At 62.4% G+C, this 16,916-nt stretch carries 15 protein-coding genes; 2 read left to right on the top strand and 13 right to left on the bottom strand.

Annotation, left to right across the window (positions count from 1 at the left end):
• Positions 1-92: 92 nt before the first annotated feature.
• The 4 genes from ATY29_RS13890 to ATY29_RS13875 are packed head-to-tail and all read right to left on the bottom strand — an operon-like array spanning position 93 to position 3,897.
• A complete protein-coding gene (locus tag ATY29_RS13890) occupies positions 93-1,133 on the bottom strand; it encodes a sulfate/molybdate ABC transporter ATP-binding protein (protein WP_003564044.1) in 1,041 nt (346 codons plus the stop codon).
• A gap of 10 nt (positions 1,134-1,143) precedes the next feature.
• On the bottom strand, positions 1,144-2,016 hold the full coding sequence (gene cysW / locus ATY29_RS13885) for a sulfate ABC transporter permease subunit CysW (RefSeq protein WP_003564043.1): 873 nt from the start codon (positions 2,014-2,016) through the stop codon (positions 1,144-1,146).
• On the bottom strand, positions 2,006-2,863 hold the full coding sequence (cysT, locus tag ATY29_RS13880) for a sulfate ABC transporter permease subunit CysT (RefSeq protein WP_003564041.1): 858 nt from the start codon (positions 2,861-2,863) through the stop codon (positions 2,006-2,008). The genes cysW and cysT overlap by 11 nt, the downstream gene beginning before the upstream one ends.
• A gap of 8 nt (positions 2,864-2,871) precedes the next feature.
• On the bottom strand, positions 2,872-3,897 hold the full coding sequence (locus tag ATY29_RS13875) for a sulfate ABC transporter substrate-binding protein (protein WP_097536680.1): 1,026 nt from the start codon (positions 3,895-3,897) through the stop codon (positions 2,872-2,874).
• 360 nt (positions 3,898-4,257) lie between these two features.
• Between ATY29_RS13875 and ATY29_RS13870 the strand changes: the two genes are divergently transcribed.
• On the top strand, positions 4,258-5,274 hold the full coding sequence (locus tag ATY29_RS13870) for a porin (RefSeq protein ID WP_025418942.1): 1,017 nt from the start codon (positions 4,258-4,260) through the stop codon (positions 5,272-5,274).
• Positions 5,275-5,333: 59 nt separating this feature from the next.
• Here the strand turns inward: ATY29_RS13870 and ATY29_RS13865 are convergent, their stop codons facing one another.
• From ATY29_RS13865 to ATY29_RS13825, 8 genes are all read right to left on the bottom strand, one after another.
• A complete protein-coding gene (locus ATY29_RS13865) occupies positions 5,334-5,789 on the bottom strand; it encodes a PTS sugar transporter subunit IIA (protein WP_003564034.1) in 456 nt (151 codons plus the stop codon).
• A 71-nt stretch (positions 5,790-5,860) separates the two neighbouring features.
• Positions 5,861-6,553 (bottom strand): response regulator transcription factor, encoded by a 693-nt coding sequence (locus tag ATY29_RS13860; protein WP_097536679.1) that lies wholly within the window; start codon positions 6,551-6,553, stop codon positions 5,861-5,863.
• A 1-nt stretch (position 6,554) separates the two neighbouring features.
• Positions 6,555-9,257, bottom strand: a complete 2,703-nt coding sequence (locus ATY29_RS13855) for a DUF4118 domain-containing protein (protein ID WP_097536678.1) — start codon at positions 9,255-9,257, stop codon at positions 6,555-6,557.
• A 176-nt stretch (positions 9,258-9,433) separates the two neighbouring features.
• A complete protein-coding gene (kdpC, locus tag ATY29_RS13850; RefSeq protein ID WP_097536677.1) occupies positions 9,434-10,003 on the bottom strand; it encodes a potassium-transporting ATPase subunit KdpC in 570 nt (189 codons plus the stop codon).
• A gap of 20 nt (positions 10,004-10,023) precedes the next feature.
• Entirely contained in the window at positions 10,024-12,084 is a 2,061-nt protein-coding gene (gene kdpB, locus ATY29_RS13845; protein ID WP_097536676.1) for a potassium-transporting ATPase subunit KdpB, read from the bottom strand.
• 65 nt (positions 12,085-12,149) lie between these two features.
• Positions 12,150-13,853: a potassium-transporting ATPase subunit KdpA gene (gene kdpA / locus ATY29_RS13840; protein ID WP_025418936.1), complete on the bottom strand. Its 1,704-nt coding sequence runs from the start codon at positions 13,851-13,853 to the stop codon at positions 12,150-12,152.
• A 68-nt stretch (positions 13,854-13,921) separates the two neighbouring features.
• The gene (locus ATY29_RS13835) at positions 13,922-14,011 is read right to left on the bottom strand and encodes a K(+)-transporting ATPase subunit F (protein WP_003547774.1); all 90 of its coding nucleotides are present in this window, start codon (positions 14,009-14,011) and stop codon (positions 13,922-13,924) included.
• Between the two features lie 306 nt (positions 14,012-14,317).
• The gene (locus tag ATY29_RS13825; protein WP_003564020.1) at positions 14,318-14,680 is read right to left on the bottom strand and encodes a copper resistance CopC family protein; all 363 of its coding nucleotides are present in this window, start codon (positions 14,678-14,680) and stop codon (positions 14,318-14,320) included.
• Between the two features lie 597 nt (positions 14,681-15,277).
• Between ATY29_RS13825 and ATY29_RS13815 the strand changes: the two genes are divergently transcribed.
• Positions 15,278-16,321, top strand: coding sequence for an NAD(P)-dependent alcohol dehydrogenase (locus tag ATY29_RS13815; RefSeq protein WP_003564018.1), 1,044 nt, complete (start codon positions 15,278-15,280; stop codon positions 16,319-16,321).
• A gap of 15 nt (positions 16,322-16,336) precedes the next feature.
• Here the strand turns inward: ATY29_RS13815 and ATY29_RS13810 are convergent, their stop codons facing one another.
• Positions 16,337-16,909, bottom strand: coding sequence for a DedA family protein (locus ATY29_RS13810; RefSeq protein ID WP_097536675.1), 573 nt, complete (start codon positions 16,907-16,909; stop codon positions 16,337-16,339).
• Positions 16,910-16,916 lie beyond the last annotated feature (7 nt).

Here is a 16,916-nt window from a genome sequence, read left to right as displayed (position 1 = left end):
TGAATTACAAACAACCTTAGATAACAAAAAGCATGATGAACTCTCGCCATATGCGATTCCGGTCAATCGTCGTTCGGAACGAGCGATCTCCATCAGCTGCGGAACAGCTTCCAGCGGGTTGGTTTGAAGGCCACGCGGTTGCGGTCGAGCCTGTCGGCCTCGCTCGGGGGCAGCTCGATCTCGATATGCGGACGGTCGTTGCCGATATCCAGTTCGATGTGACGGGTGCCGGCGACGCGGCGGCTGGAGACCGGCTGGCCGGCGATGCAGTTTTCAGCTGATTCGCAGAGCCTGACGTCGTGCGGGCGGAAGTAGAGCTGCGCCGGGCCGTCCGGCTCGCCCTCGGCATTGAGGCCGAGCGAGCGCCCTTCGAACCGGATGTCGCCATCTGAGATGTCGACCTGCAGGCAATTCGACTGGCCGATGAAGCCGTAGACGAAGGGCGAATTCGGATTGTCGTAGACCTCATCCGGCGTGCCGACCTGCTCGATCGCACCCTGGCTCATGACGACGACTCGATCGGCCAGCTCCAGCGCCTCGTCCTGGTCGTGGGTGACGAAGACGGTTGTGTGCCCGGTGCGGTCGTGGATCTCGCGCAGCCATTTGCGCAGGTCCTTGCGTACCTGGGCGTCGAGCGCGCCGAAGGGTTCGTCGAGCAGCAGCACGTTCGGCTCGACGGCCATGGCGCGAGCGAGCGCCACACGCTGGCGCTGGCCGCCGGAAAGCTGCGCCGGGTAGCGTTTTTCCAGGCCGGAGAGTTGGACGAGCTCGAGCAGTTCCAGCGCCCGCTTACGAATGTCGGCTTTTGCAGGACGCCGCGCACCCTTTCTGACCCTCAGGCCGAAGGAGACGTTATCGAGCACCGTCATGTAGCGGAACAGAGCATAATGCTGGAAGACGAAGCCGATATTGCGCTGCTGCACTGATTTCTTCGAGGCATCCTCGTCACCGAAGAAGATCTGCCCCTCCGTCGGGCTTTCCAAGCCGGCGATCAGTCGCAGTAATGTCGTCTTGCCCGAGCCCGAAGGGCCGAGCAGTGCGATCAGCTCGCCGGAGCGGATACCGAGCGAGACGTCGTGCAGCGCCGGAAAACGATCGAATTCCTTGCGGATGTTTTGAACGCGTACTTCCATTCCAAATCCTTCAGTGCCGCCGGCTGGCGGAGATCTCAGCGCTATAGCGCATTTCCAGCAGCGTCTTCAAAACAAGAGTGACGAGCGCCAGCAAGGCCAAAAGCGTGGCGACGGCAAACGCGCCGGTGAAATTATACTCGTTATAGAGGATCTCCACCTGCAGCGGCATTGTGTTCGTCTGGCCGCGAATATGGCCGGAGACCACCGAGACGGCGCCGAATTCGCCCATGGCGCGGGCATTGCAGAGCAGCACACCGTAGAGCAGGCCCCATTTGATATTCGGCAGCGTCACGTGCCAGAAAGTCTGCCAGCCGCTGGCGCCGAGCGAAAGGGCTGCCTCTTCATCGGCCGTTCCCTGTTCCTGCATCAGCGGGATCAGCTCGCGGGCGACGAAGGGGAAGGTGACGAACATCGTCGCCAGGATCAGCCCCGGCACGGCAAACAGGATCTTGATGTCGTGGGCGCTCAGCCATTGACCGAGCCAGGTATTGGCGCCGAAGAGCAGCACGAAGACCAGGCCGGATATAACAGGCGAGACCGAGAAGGGCAGGTCGATCAGCGTCGTCAAGAAGGCTTTGCCCTTGAACTCGAACTTGGCGATCGCCCAGGCGGCGGCAACCCCGAAGGCGAGATTGAGCGGCACGCTGACACCGGCAACGATCAGCGTCAGCCGGATCGCCGAGAAGGTTTCGAGATCACCGAGGGCCTGGATGAAGGGGCCAGGTCCCTTGCGGAAGGCCTCGACGAAGACGGCGGCCAGCGGCAAAAGCAGGATGAGCAGCAGGAAGACCAGCGAGAGGGCGATCAGGCTGAAGCGGGCGATCCGGTGTTCGGTGGTCACCGAACGCAGCTTGACGGGTTGAACGGTTGTATCAAGCGCCATAACCGTACCTCCGCCTGCTCCAGCTCTGGATGAGGTTGATGACGAGCAGCAGGGCAAACGAGATGATCAGCATGATCGCCGCAATGCCCGTCGCTGCCGCGTAATTATACTCTTCGAGTTTGATGACGATCAGCAGCGGTGCGATCTCCGATTTGAACGGCAGGTTGCCGGCGATGAAGATGACCGAACCGTATTCGCCGACGCCGCGGGCAAAGGCGAGCGCAAAACCGGTGAGCACGGCGGGCGCCAGCCCCGGCAGCAGCACGCGGAAAATCGTCTGGAAGCGGTTGGCGCCGAGCGTTGCCGCCGCCTCCTCCACTTCCTTGTCGATTTCCTCCATGACCGGCTGCACGGTTCGCACCACGAAGGGCAGGCCGACGAAGATCAGTGCCACGACGATACCGGCCGGGGTGAAAGCGATCTTGATGCCGAGCGGCGTCAGGAACTGGCCGATCCAGCCGTTCGGCGCATAAAGCGTCGTCAGCGCGATGCCGGCGACGGCCGTCGGCAGCGCGAAGGGCAGGTCGACCATGGCATCGATGATGCGCTTGCCGGGGAAACGGTAGCGTACCAGCACCCAGGCGAGGATGATGCCGAAGACGGCATTGACGATGGCGGCAATGAAGGCGGTGCCGAAGCTGATGCGCAATGCATTCAAGGTGCGCGGATCGAACGCGATCGACCAGAATTTCTCCCAGCCGAGCGCGCTCGACCGGACGGCAAGACCGGAGAGCGGGATGAGGATCAGAAGGGTGAGCCAGGTCAAGGTAAGGCCGAGCGCCATTCCGAAACCCGGAATGACGCTCGGCCGTCTGAACCGCCACCGCGTGGGGCTATGTGCTTTCATGAAGTCTATTATTGGGCCGGCTTGTAGATCTGGTCAAATACCCCGCCGTCGCCGAAGAATTTCGGCTGCGCTTCTTTCCATCCGCCGAAGTCGTCGATGGTGGCGAGCGTCAGCTTCGGGAAGCGGGCGATGTCGGCCGGATCGGCGGCCTCAGGCTTGATCGGGCGATAGAAGTGCTTGGCGGCGATCTTCTGGCCCTCGTCCGAATAGAGATAGTTGAGATAGGCTTCGGCGACCTTGCGCGTGCCCTTCTTGTCGACATTGCCGTCGACGACGGCGACCGGCGGGTCGGCGCGGATGGAGAGGGTCGGCGTTACGATCTCGAACTGGTCGGGACCGAGTTCCTCAAGCGAAAGATAGGCTTCGTTTTCCCAGGCCAGCAGTACGTCGCCGAGGCCGCGCTGAACGAAGGTCGTCGTCGCGCCGCGCGCGCCGGTATCGAGAACCGGAACGTGCTGCAGCAGTTTCGTCACATATTCCTGCGCTTTGGCGTCGTCGCCGCCATTGGCTTTTTTGGCCCATGCCCAGGCGGCCAGGAAGTTCCAGCGGGCACCGCCCGAGGTCTTCGGGTTCGGGGTGATGACCTGGACGTCGTCCTTGACCAGATCGCCCCAGTCCTTGATGCCCTTCGGGTTGCCTTTGCGGACCAGGAAGACGATCGTCGACGTATAGGGCGTCGAATTGTTGGGCAATTTGCTCTTCCAGTCCGCCGGGATCTTGGCGGTCTTCTTGGCGATGGCGTCGATATCGCCTTCGAGCGCCAGGGTGACCACGTCGGCGTCGAGGCCGTCGATAACGGAGCGGGCCTGGGCGCCGGAGCCGCCATGCGATGCCTGGATCGTCACGGCTTCACCGGTATCCTTCTGCCACTTGGCGGCAAAAGCGGCGTTGAAATCCTTATACAATTCGCGGGTCGGATCGTAGGAAACGTTCAGAAGCGTCTGATCCGCGTATGCGGGAGCGATGCTCCCGATGGCGAAGCTGCCTGCCATGACCGCGGCTGCGATGAGCCGGGTGAGTCTTTGTATCTGCATTGGGGAACCCTCCGTGTGTGTCTAAACTCTATCAAGTCAGTCGTATAATGAAACAAAGGTTCTTCCGGTTTCGGGACTGCCGTTAGAATGTCATTCCATTTAACGGGCAATTTGGAAATGGACGTGCCGAAGTTGGCCGCGGCCAATTGGTCCAGCCGCCGGCTGTGCCGCAGGACCGTGTTTTTTCGGCCACAGTTCTTCCACGAAAGCGCCATGACCATGCTGATTTCTGCCAAGATTTTGCCGCGATGACACTTGCGGATTCCTATATCGCCACCGTGCGGTCGTCTTCTCCGACCGCTACGCGGGGGCATCCCTTGAAATGTGCCTCGCATTCCAAACCTGTTAGGGCCATTCAAAATGAATATCAGAACGATCCTTTTTGCCTCCGTTGCCGCCCTTGCCGCGGCATCCGGAGCCCGCGCTGCCGACGCCATCGTGGCGGCGGAACCCGAGCCCGTGGAATATGTTCGCGTTTGCGACGCCTACGGGACCGGCTATTTTTATATTCCGGGGACGGAAACATGCCTTTCCATCGGCGGCTATATCCGTACCGAAGTGCGCTTCGGTGACCAGATCTCCGGCGATTCCGACGTAAACTTCTGGACTCGCGGTCAGGTCACCTTCCAGACCAAGAACGACACCGAGTACGGCACGCTCACCGGCGTCATCACGCTGCGTTACAATGCCGACAATGCCTCCGATCAGGAAGCTCTGCTTGATGAAGGCTATATCGACATTGCCGGCTTCCGCGTCGGTAAGCTTTACAGCTGGTGGGATGACGACATGAGCGGCGAGACCGATACGCTCGCCAGCAACGAAACGACGCATAACTCGATCCGGTATCAGTACGAGAACGGCGCTTTCGCGGCCGGCATCTCGGTCGACGAACTGGAAGAAGACTACGCCACCAAGCCGGGCGAAGGCCCGAACAACTTCGGTGTCGCAGGCCAGGTCTCCTACAAGGCCGGCGCCGTCAGCGCTTACCTGCTTGCCGGTTATGACACCGACACCAGCGAAGTCGCTGTCCGCGGCATCGTCTATGCCGATATCGGTCCGGGCACGCTCGGCATTGCCGGCGTTTGGGCAAGCGGCGCCAACTATTACTACGAAGAGTCCGAATGGACGATCGCAGCAGAGTACGCCTTGAAGATCAACGAAAAGTGGAAGATCACCCCCGGCTTCCAGTACTTCGAAAACATCGCTCTCGAAGCTGACGGCAATGGTTTCACCGGCGGCAGCGCTTACACGACTGGCGTCACGATCGACTATCAGATCGTCGAAGACCTGCGTTCGAAGCTCAGCGTGCAATATCACGATGAGGACGAAGGCGACGACGAAGTGTTCGGCTTCCTGCGCTTCCAGCGCGATTTCTAAGATCCTCTGAACCAAGACGGGAGGGCGCGGCCTTCGGGCCGCGCCCTTTATAATGTTCTTTACACCCGTGAATCGGCGATGAAATCGGAATAGAATTCGTCGACCGTTTTTGCCTTGCGCATGGCGGCAAGCGTGCCGTCCGATTGCAGCCGCCGGGCGATTGCCGACAGCACGTTGAGATATTCGCCGCGATTGTTTTCCCCGAAGAGCAGCACGAAAGCGATGTCGGTCGGTATATCGTCGATCGCCTCGAAATCCAGCGGCTGGGCGAAGCGCAGGAGTAGGCCGCGGGGGCTGGTCATGCCGTCGATCGCCGCGTGTGGAATGGCAATGCCGTTGCCGATGCCGGTGGAGCCGAGCTTCTCACGCTCTTCAAGCGCTTTCAGAATGGTCTGGCCGTCGGCGGAGAAAGCTTTGGCGGCCTTGTCCGCTATACCCTGCAGCGCGCGCCATTTCGTCGGCGCCGACACGCCGATGAAAGTGTGTTCCGGCCGGATGATGTTGGGAAGGTTCATGTCATTCTCAATGCTGTTGGGCTCAATGCTGTTGGGCTCGATACTGTACGGGCAGCGGGAGGGAAGGGCGGTCAGTCCGCTTCCCTGAGCCGGTAGCCGACGCCGGTCTCTGTGGTGATATAGTGCGGCTGGTCGGGAATCTGCTCGACCTTTTGCCGCAGCTGCCTGACGTAGACGCGCAGATACTGCACATCCGCTGCCGGCCCCCAAACCTGCTTCAAAAGAAACTGGTGTGTCAGCACCTTGCCGGCGTGCTGGGCGAGCACACGCAGGATGTCGTATTCCTTCGGCGATAATTTAATGTCTCGACCGTCGACCTTGACGATGCGCTTGACGAGATCGATCGACAGTCCGCCGGTCTGGAAGATCGCCTTTTCGCCCTGCTGCTGCAGGCGGTGGCGAAGCGCCACGCGGATGCGGGCGCCGAGTTCGTTGACGCCGAAGGGTTTGGTGACATAGTCGTCGGCGCCGCCTTCCAGCGCCTTGACGATGCCGGCCTCGTCGGTACGGCTGGACAGGATGACGATGGGCAGGGAAAGCCCTTGGTCGCGCCACTCCTCAAGCAAGTCATGGCCTGAGGTATCGGGCAGGCCGAGATCGAGCACGATGAGATCGGGCATGGCCTCAGTGACCGACTGGCGGGCGCCGGCGGCGTTCGGCGCCTCCTGCACCTCGTAGCCCTGCGCGCTCAGGCCGACGCGGAGCAGCTTGCGGATCGGCGGTTCGTCGTCGACGACGAGGATTTTGACGGCTGAACCGGTCATCTCAATCATCCAGTTTCGGAATGTCGTTGGGTTTCGGCAGGCGGATGGTGAAGACGGCGCCGGGGCGGCCCGTGCGGTTGCCGGCCGCGATCGTGCCGCCCATTGCCTCGATGAAGCCGCGGCAGATGGAAAGGCCGAGGCCGGTGCCGGCGCGCACCTGATCGCCCTTGCGCACCCGGTAGAAGGTGTCGAAGACGCAGGTAAGGTCGGCCGGCGGGATGCCCGGGCCTTCGTCCAAGACCTGCAGGACGATGTGGTCGGCATCGGCCCAGGCCTCGATGTGGACCACCGAGCCCTCGGGCGCGTATTTCGCGGCATTGTCGAAGAGGTTGAAGATCACCTGCTCGAACAGCACCGGATCGACGCGCACCATCGGCAGGTCGGCGGGAATGCGCATCTCCGTCCTGTGGTGTTCGAGGATCTTGGCGGCGCGGCGCAGTGCGCTGCCGACGATGTCGCCGGCATAATGCAGCGCAGAATTCGGCTCCATCGCGCCGGATTCGATCTTGGTCATGTCGAGCAGGTTGGCGATGAAGCGGTTGAGGCGCTCGGATTCGTCGACGACGGTTGAAAGCAGGTCGATGCGATCCTCCTCCGGCATGGCGGCGAAATAGTCGCGTAGCGTGCCGGCGGCGCCGAGGATGGCGGCAAGCGGCGTCTTCAGGTCGTGCGAGATCGACGTCAGCAGGGCCGAACGCAGCCGGTCGGCTTCGGCCGCAAGCCTTGCCCGGTCGACATCGGCGACGAGCTGGATGCGTTCGATGGCAAGGGCCGCCTGGTCGGCCAGCGCATCGAGCAGCCGCTGCTGTTCGGGCGTCAGCAGCGGCCCGTCGCGGCGATCACTGTCGAGGCCGATGACGCCGACGGCGGTGCGTCCGGTTCTGAGCGGCACGTAGAGGCGCTTGGCGCCGGGCAGCGTATCGGCGCCGCGGCCGGCGGCGTGATTGTGCTCCCAGGCCCAGCGGGCAGCGGCGATATCGGCATCGTCGAGCGTGTCGTCGGGCGGATAGCCGGCCTTGACGGCGATGCTGCCGTCTTCCGGCAGCAGTAGAACGACGCGGACCTTCAGCATCGAGGCGAGCTGGAAGGCGGTTGCCCAGAGCACGTCGTCGAGCGTGCCGGTGCCGGCGAGTTTCTTGGAGAAGAGATAGAGATCCTCGGTCGTGCGCGCCCGCTGCCGGGCCGCGGCGGCCTGGCGCTGCACGGTCGCGGTCAGATTGCTGGCGATGATGGCGACACCGAGGAAGAAGAAAAAGGCAAGCACGCTTTCCGGATCGCTGATCGTCAGCGTGTAGCGCGGCGGCAGGAAGAAGAAGTTGAAGGACAGCGCGCCGAGGATGCAGCTGTAAAGCGCCGGCCGCAGGCCGTGCAGGACGGCGGAGGTCAGCACCGCCATCAGGAAGACGAGGGCGAGGTTGCGCACGTCGAGCACCTGGTCGAGCACGATACTGACGCCGAGCGCGATGGCGACATAACCGGTTGCCAGCAGATAGGCTCTGAAATCCAGCTGCGGCGGCGTGGCGGCCGCCTTGATGCCGCGCGCGGTGGTGCCGTCCTTCTCCGTACCGGAGATGACATGGACGCTGATCTCGCCGGTCTTGCGGATCAGCTCGTCGGTAATCGAGCGGCTCCACCAGTCGCGCCAGCTCGGCTTTTTCGGGGCGCCGATGACGATATGGGTGACGTTATTGGCGCTGGCATGGCGGACGAGCTCTTCGGCCACCTCGCGGCCGGGAATGGTCAGCGCCTCACCGCCGAGCTGCTCGGCAAGCCGCAGCGTGGCGGCAATGGTATCGCGTTCGGTTTCCGTCAGATTGATCGAACGGTTGGTCTCGATATAGACGGCGGCCCAGGGCGCGCGCAGGCGCGAGGCCATGCGGGCGGCATAGCGCACCAGCGACGCCGAGCGCGGGTGATGGTCGACCGAGACGAGGACGCGTTCGCCCGCCGCCCAGGGACCCGAGATGGCATGGGCCTGCATATGGGTGAGCAACTGGTCGTCGACGCGCTGGGCGGTCTTGCGCAGCGCCAGCTCCCTGAGCGCCGTCAGGTTGCCCGGCGTGAAATAGTTGGTCAGCGCCCGCTCGGCGGTGCGCGGCATGTAGACCTTGCCGTCATGCAGGCGCTTGATCAGATCGTCCGGCGTCAGGTCGATGATCTCGACGTCGTCGGCAAGGTCGATGATCGAGTCCGGTACCGTCTCGCGCACCCGGATGCGGGTAATCTGCGAGACGACGTCGTTGAGGCTCTCGACATGCTGGATGTTCAGCGTCGAATAGACGTCGATGCCGCGATCGAGCAATTCCTTGACGTCGAGATAGCGCTTCGGATGGCGGCTGCCCACGGCATTAGTGTGGGCGAGTTCGTCGACCAGCACCAGGTCAGGCCGGCGGGCGAGGATGCCGTCGAGGTCCATTTCCTCGAGCGGCCGGCCCTTGTAGTCGATTTCGACGCGGGGAATGATCTCGAAGCCGGCAAGCAGCGCCTCGGTCTCCTTGCGGCCATGGGTCTCGACGACGCCAATGACGACATCGACACCATCGGCGATCTTGGCGCGGCCGGAGATCAGCATCTCGTATGTCTTGCCGACCCCGGGGGCGGCGCCGAGAAAGATCTTCAGACGGCCCCGCGTTTCCGCCCGGGCTTTTTCGAGAAGCGCATCGGGCGATGGCCTGCCGGCCTGGTCGCGGTTGTCGTCTGGCATGCGTGTGGTCTTTCTGCGAATGGCTACTGAGAATGCGTTACGTCCGCCCCACCCTCCGTCATGCTCGGCCTTGAGCCGAGCATCCCCACGGCACCCACCGGTAGCTGTGGCATGGATCCTCGGGTCGCGCCCGAGGGGTTGGCCTTGTCGCCAAACCCACATTGAACCCGCCAAATTCACTCAGTCATAGAAGCATCAAGGCTCTGGTTCAACGCCAGAACATTGACGGTCGGCTCGCCCAATATGCCGAGTTCGCGGTCGTGAACCGCGCCGTCGACCAGCGCCTTGACCTTGGCCTCCTCCACACCTCGTGCCTTGGCGACGCGGGGCACCTGGAAATAGGCGGCCTCCGGCGAAATATCGGGATCGAGGCCGCTGCCAGACGCGGTGACGAGGTCGGCGGGCACCTCGGCATTCGGGTTCGTCGCCTTGGCGGCTTCATAGTCGGCCTTGACGCGGTCGATCAGCTTCTGGCTGGTCGGGCCGAGGTTGGAGCCGCTGGAGGCGGCGGCATTGTAGCCGTCGCCGGCAGCCGAGGGGCGGCCGTGGAAATATTTGTCTGTGGTGAAGGCCTGGCCGATCAGCGTCGAGCCGATCACCTGGCCATTCTTCTCGATCAGGCTGCCACTCGCCTGGTTGGGAAAGAGCGCCTGGGCAGCACCCGTCATGGCGAGCGGATAAAGAAGGCCGGTGATTGCAGTGGTGGCGACGATCATGACGATCGCCGGGCGAAATTCTCTAAACATTGCTCTTGCTCCTTGCGTATTCAGGCGAGGCCGAGGGCTGCGACGGTCATGTCGATCGCCTTGATGCCGATGAAGGGGACGATGATGCCGCCGAGGCCGTAAATCAGCAGGTTGCGCGACAGAAGCGCGCCGGCGCCGATCGGCCGGTAGCGCACGCCCTTCAGCGACAGCGGGATCAGCGCGATGATGATCAGCGCGTTGAAGATGATCGCCGAGAGAATGGCGCTTTGCGGCGTCGACAGCCCCATGACGTTGAGCACGCCGAGCTGCGGGTAAAAGGTCAGGAACATCGCCGGGATGATGGCGAAATATTTGGCGATGTCGTTGGCGATCGAAAAGGTCGTCAGCGCGCCACGTGTCATCAACAACTGCTTGCCGATCTCGACGATCTCGATCAGCTTCGTCGGGTCGCTATCGAGGTCGACCATGTTGCCGGCCTCGCGGGCGGCGACCGTGCCGGTATTCATGGCGACGCCGACATCGGCCTGGGCCAGCGCCGGCGCATCGTTGGTGCCATCGCCGCACATGGCGACGAGCTTGCCCTTGGACTGTTCCTCGCGCATCAGCGCCAGCTTCATCTCCGGCGTCGCCTGGGCGAGGAAATCGTCGACGCCGGCTTCGGCGGCGATGGCGGCTGCCGTCAGCGGATTGTCGCCGGTGATCATCACCGTGCGGATGCCCATGCGGCGAAGCTCGGTGAAGCGCTCGCGGATGCCGCCCTTGACGATATCCTTCAGCTGGATGACGCCGAGCAGCCTGCCGTCGCGGGCGACCGCCAGCGGTGTGCCGCCTGATTTGGCGACCTCGTCCGATATCGACTGCAACTCGCGCACGACCTCGCTGCCGTTCTTCGAGGATGCGTCGCCGTTGACATAGGCGAGCACCGCATCGACCGCACCCTTGCGGATCGAGGCGCCTTCGAGATCGACGCCGCTCATGCGGGTTTGGGCGGCGAAGGGCACGAAGGTGGCCTTGAGGCTCGCCATGTCGCGGCCGCGGATGGCATATTTCTCCTTGGCGAGCACGACGATGGAGCGTCCCTCAGGCGTTTCGTCGGCAAGCGAGGCGAGCTGGGCGGCATCGGCGAGGTCTTGTTCGGAAATGCCGCGCACCGGCCGGAAACTCGTCGCCTGGCGATTGCCGAGGGTGATCGTGCCCGTCTTGTCGAGCAGCAGCGTGTCGACGTCGCCGGCGGCTTCGACGGCGCGGCCGGACATGGCGAGCACGTTGAAGCGAACGAGGCGGTCCATGCCGGCAATGCCGATCGCCGACAGCAGCGCACCGATCGTCGTCGGGATCAGCGTGACGAAGAGGGCAACCAGCACGATGATCGGGATCGAACCGCCGGCATAACTGGCAAAACTCGGGATCGTCGCGGTGGCGAGCACGAAGATCAGCGTCATGCCGGCGAGCAGGATGTTGAGCGCGATCTCGTTCGGCGTCTTCTGGCGTTCGGCGCCTTCGACGAGCGAGATCATCCGGTCGAGGAAGGTGGAACCGGCCGCCGCCGTGATGCGCACCCGGATCCAGTCGGACAGCACCTGCGTACCGCCGGTGACCGCCGAGCGGTCGCCGCCGGATTCGCGGATGACCGGGGCGGATTCACCGGTGATTGCCGCTTCGTTGACCGAGGCCACCCCTTCGATGACCTCGCCGTCCGAGGGAATGATATCGCCGGCCTCGACGAACACGATGTCACCGACCTTGAGGCTGGTGCCCGGCACCATGCGGTAGTCGCGGCCATTGTGGGCGGTCAGCAGTTTGGCCTGAGTTTCGGTGCGCGCCCTGCGCAGCGAATCGGCCTGCGCCTTGCCGCGGCCTTCGGCGACGGCTTCGGCGAAATTGGCAAAGAGCACGGTGAACCAGAGCCAGAGATTGATCTGGAAGGAAAAGCCGAGATCGCCGTTGCCGACCACGAGATCGCGCAGGAAGAGCACGGTGGTCAGCACCGAGACCGTAGCGACCACGAACATGACCGGGTTTCTGGCAAGGGCGCGCGGATCGAGCTTCTTGAAGGCGGCGCCGACGGCCGGAAGGAGGATGCGACTATCGATGATACTCGCGGATTTTGCCTGGCTCATAAGAGACTCCAGCTTTGAAACGAGGATGGCGGAGGAAACTTGTGACGGAGCGTCAAGGCGTCGCCTCAGAAGGTCTGGCCGGCGATCATGACCAGGTGCTCGACGATGGGGCCGAGCGCCAGGGCCGGAAAGAAGGTCAGGCCGCCGACGATCAGGATCGTGCCGACGAGCAGGCCGACGAAGAGCGGCCCGTCGGTCGGGAAGGTGCCCGCCGAGGCCGGAACCGCTTTCTTGGCAATCAGCGAGCCGGCGATGGCAAGGGCAGGGATGATCACCAGGAAGCGGCCCATCAGCATGCCGATGCCGAGCGTCACGTTGTACCAGGGCGTATTGCCGGTCAGGCCGCCGAAAGCCGAGCCGTTATTGGCCGCAGCCGAGGTATAGGCATAGAGGATTTCGGAGAAGCCGTGCGGGCCGGCGGTGCTGACCGAAGCGACGGCGCGCGGAAGGACGCTTGCGATTGCGGTAAAGACCAGCATGGCGAGCGGCAGGCAGAGGATGGCGAGAACGGCCATCTTCATCTCTTTCGCCTCGATCTTCTTGCCGAGATATTCCGGGGTGCGGCCGACCATCAGACCGGCAACGAAGACGGCGACGATGATGAACAGCAGGATGCCGTAGAAACCCGCGCCGACACCGCCGACGATGATTTCGCCGAGCTGCATGTTGATCAGCGGGATCAGGCCGCCAAGCGCGGTGAACGAGCCGTGCATCGCGTTGACCGCGCCGCAGGAGGCCGCCGTGGTGATGACCGCAAACAGCGAGGACAGGGCGACGCCGAAGCGGACTTCCTTGCCTTCCATATTGCCGCCGCCAAGGCCGAAGGCATGCATCAGCGGGCTGCCGGCGGCCTCCGCCCAGTAGGTGACGATGACACCGGCAAGAAACAGGACGCCCATCGTCGCGAGGATCGCCCAGCCCTGGCGCTGGTTGCCGACCATGCGGCCGAAGACGTTGGTCAAAGCCGCGCCGATCGCGAAGATCGAGACCATCTGGATGAGATTGGAGATCGCATCGGGGTTTTCGAACGGATGGGCGGAATTGGCGTTGAAGAAGCCGCCGCCATTGGTGCCGAGCATCTTGATCGCCAGCTGCGAGGCGACGGGGCCGACCGCAATCGTCTGCTTGGCGCCTTCCAGCGTCGTGGCATCGACATAGGGTCCGAGCGTCTGCGGTACGCCGAGATAGACGAAGACCAGCGTCAGCACGATGCAGATCGGCAGCAGGATGTAGAGTGTGCCGCGGATCATATCGACCCAGAAATTGCCGATCGCCTTGCCGGATGCGCGCGCGAAGGCACGGATGAAGGCGACGGCGATGGCCATGCCGGTGGCGGCCGAGAGGAAGTTCTGCACCGTGAAGCCGGCCATCTGGGAGAGATACGACATGGTGCTTTCGCCGCCGTAATTCTGCCAGTTGGTATTTGTGGGAAAGCTGACGGCGGTATTAAAGGCAAGCTCCGGCGGGACGGCGGCCATGCCGGCCGGATTATAGGGCAGGATATCCTGCAGCCGAAGGAGCGCGTAGAGGACGAGAACGCCGAGCAGGTTGAACATCAACATGGCGAAGGCATAGGAGGTCCAATGCTGATCCTCGCCTTCGCTAGTGCCGGCAATGGCATAAAGTCCGCGTTCGATCGGAACGAGGACCGGTGAGAGGAAAGTGCGCTCGCCGCTATAGACACGCGTCATGTAACCGCCGAGCGGCTTGACGAGCGCGAGGACGATCCCGCAGTAAAGCAGGATCTGAAGCCATCCGTTGAGGGTCATTGGGGTAACTTTCAATAGCCGGCTGCTTCCGGGTCGCGCCTGCGCGACCTCGGAAGCGCCAGTTCTTTTCAGAAGCGTTCTGGACGCAGCAGAGCGTAGGTGAGGTAGACGGTGAGAAACACGGTCACGGCACCGCTCAGGACATAGTCGAGGGTCATCGTCGTTTCCTTGTCAAAGCCTGTCGCAGACGCGGGTGTAGGCAAAGCACAGCGCGAAGAATATGATCGCCGTGCCGAGTAGGATGATATCCATCATGATCGACTCCGGTTGTTTTCTGGGAGTCAGACAAGACAAAGGGCGCGCACCCTGCCTGGGTGTCGTCATTCATGCTTTCTGGCGTGGAGATGATCTTGTCGATCTCTCGGAGGTCAATATGGAGCCGAAGCGCATAAAGGTTCGAGACGGCCGGAACCGCATCAATATAAAAATCTTATAAATGCTTTTATGCCGCCGAAGCGCGAAGGCTAGGGATCGACCCGGAACTGGTACTGACCTTCGGCGCTACGGCCGTCCATCGAGTGCACGCGCCAGTCGAGCGTATAGAGGCCTGGCGGCATTGAGGGATCGAGTGGGATCTTGAACACGGATCCTTCATCGCCGGAGAGAAATGGCTTGCCTGTGGGAAGCGCCGTCCCTTCAGCATCCAGCAGGATGGCCGTCGAGCGGGCAAGATCGACAGGCCCGGGGAAGGTGAGTTCGAGATTGGCCGGCACCAGCTTTTCTGCCTGCTGCTGCGGCGGGAGCGATGCCAGTTCGAGGGCCGCAGACGCCTCGTTTGCCGCGAAGAGAAGGGATGCGAACAGGCAGAACGACACGATCGACTTCATGATGGTCTTCCTTATCTCGCCGATCCGCATGGTACCCGGTGCCGTCATGCTTCCGTAACGCCATGCCGGCGCATCCAGAGCAATTCCAGGAAAAGTGTGAAGCGGTTTTCCGTCCGGAATTGCGTAAAAACAAAACTTAGAGCGGTTCAGCGCTTCCGTGAAAACCTGAACCGCTCTAATAACGCTGCCGAGGGTGATTTCGATCCCTTGTCTTTATGGTTACGCGTACCGGCGTTGGCTGACTGTCTCTCGGGAGCGCGGCGATCGGCTTCACGAGCCGGTGCCAGAAGTCCCGGAATAACCTTGCTATCGTCGGACCGTAAGACCGATTTCCGCCAACATCGTCACGATCGTTCTTCATCTCTTTGCCTGTCCTCATTGCCAGGGAACTCGCAATAAGAATGTACTCCCCGACGACTTCGGCTGAAATCATACAGAGGTCTAGGAATGAAAATCTTTCGGGTTATGGAAAATGGGCATTTCATCATATGTCGAGCAAAAGCCTGCATGATGCAATTGAACTGCCACCCCTGACGGTCTTATAGTCGCTTCAACGGCGCTCGATGAATTGCCGGGGCCATAGGGAGGAAACCGATCATGACCAAAGTCCGTGCACTGGTGCTGGAACGCCAGCATGAGCTAACCCTTCGCGATATCGATCTGCCGCTTGAAACCGGCCCCGGCGAGGTGAAGATCAGGATTCACACAGTCGGCGTCTGCGGCTCCGATGTGCATTATTATACGCACGGCAAGATCGGCCCCTTCGTCGTCAACGCGCCGATGGTGCTCGGCCATGAGGCGGCCGGCACGGTGGTCGAGATCGGGGCCGGCGTCACCCATTTGAACGTCGGCGACCGCGTCTGCATGGAACCCGGCATTCCCGATCCGAATTCTAAGGCAAGCCGGCTCGGCCTCTACAATATCGATCCAGCGGTCACCTTTTGGGCGACGCCGCCGATCCACGGCGTGCTGACGCCGGAGGTGGTGCATCCCGCCAATTATACGTTCAAGCTGCCCGACAATGTCAGCTTTGCCGAAGGCGCCATGGTCGAACCTTTCGCCGTCGGCATGCAGGCGGCGAGCAAGGCGAAGATAACGCCCGGTGATACCGCCGTCGTCCTCGGCGCCGGGCCGATCGGCACGATGGTGGCGATCGCCGCCCTTGCCGGCGGCTGCGCCCGCGCGATCGTTGCCGATCTCGCCCAGCCGAAGCTCGATATATCAGCGCAGTACCAGGGCGTCATTCCGGTCAATATCCGCGAGACGAACCTGGTCGAAGAAGTGGGCAGGTTGACCGACGGTTGGGGCGCCGATGTCGTCTTCGAATGCTCCGGTTCGCCGAAAGCCTGGGAAACGATCATGGCGCTGCCGCGCCCGGGCGGTGTCATCGTGGTCGTCGGCCTGCCGGTCAACCCGATCGGCTTCGACGTCTCGACGGCGTCCACCAAGGAGATCCGCATCGAGACGGTGTTCCGCTACGCGCACCAGTATGAACGCTCGATCGCGCTTTTGGCATCGGGTCGCGTCGATCTGAAGCCGCTAATATCGGAGACCTTCAAATTCGAGGAATCGATCCAAGCATTCGATCGCGCGGTCGAAGCGCGGCCGAGCGATGTGAAGCTGCAGATCGTGATGGAATAGGCGAGCCGCTTGGCTCTAGGAGGGCCCGGTGCTCGGTTTCATCATTTTGCGAAAGGCAAGAGCCGCGGCTGCGACGACCGCTGCGGCTCCGACGGCGATCAGCAGATGGCGGTGAAGGGGAAGGTGGCCCAATGTCTGCTGGATGCCGTGTCCGAAGAGGTAACCGAGCGCCGTGAACAATTGCCCCCAGATCAGCGCGGCAACGGCGTTCAAGACGACGAATTTTCCGGTCGGTATGCGCGTCGTCCCGATGACAACAGGGCTGATCGTCCGCAGCCCCACCAGAAACCGAAAGGCCAGGATGAAGCCTGTGGGATAGGTTTCCAGAAGGTGGGTTACGCGTGCCAACGCCGGCTTTTCCATCAGCCGGCGGACAAAGCCCCATTGCGCGGCATACCGGCCGGCGAAAAACCACATCTGGTCGCCGGCAAAGGAGCCTGCGGTGGCCGCAAGCGCGGCCGACCAATAGGTGAGCAGCCCCCGATGGGCAATCACGCCGCCCAGGAAGGCGGCCGTTTCGCCTTCGAAGGCGGCGCCCAGAAAGATCGCCAGCAGGCCGTAATTCTCGATCAGCAGTTCGATAGACACCAGCGGT

It is taken from the genome of Rhizobium hidalgonense (assembly GCF_002914525.1).
Classification (GTDB): domain Bacteria; phylum Pseudomonadota; class Alphaproteobacteria; order Rhizobiales; family Rhizobiaceae; genus Rhizobium; species Rhizobium hidalgonense.
The sequence above is the reverse complement of the archived record's forward strand: the minus strand, read 5'-3'. Positions and strand labels throughout refer to the sequence as shown.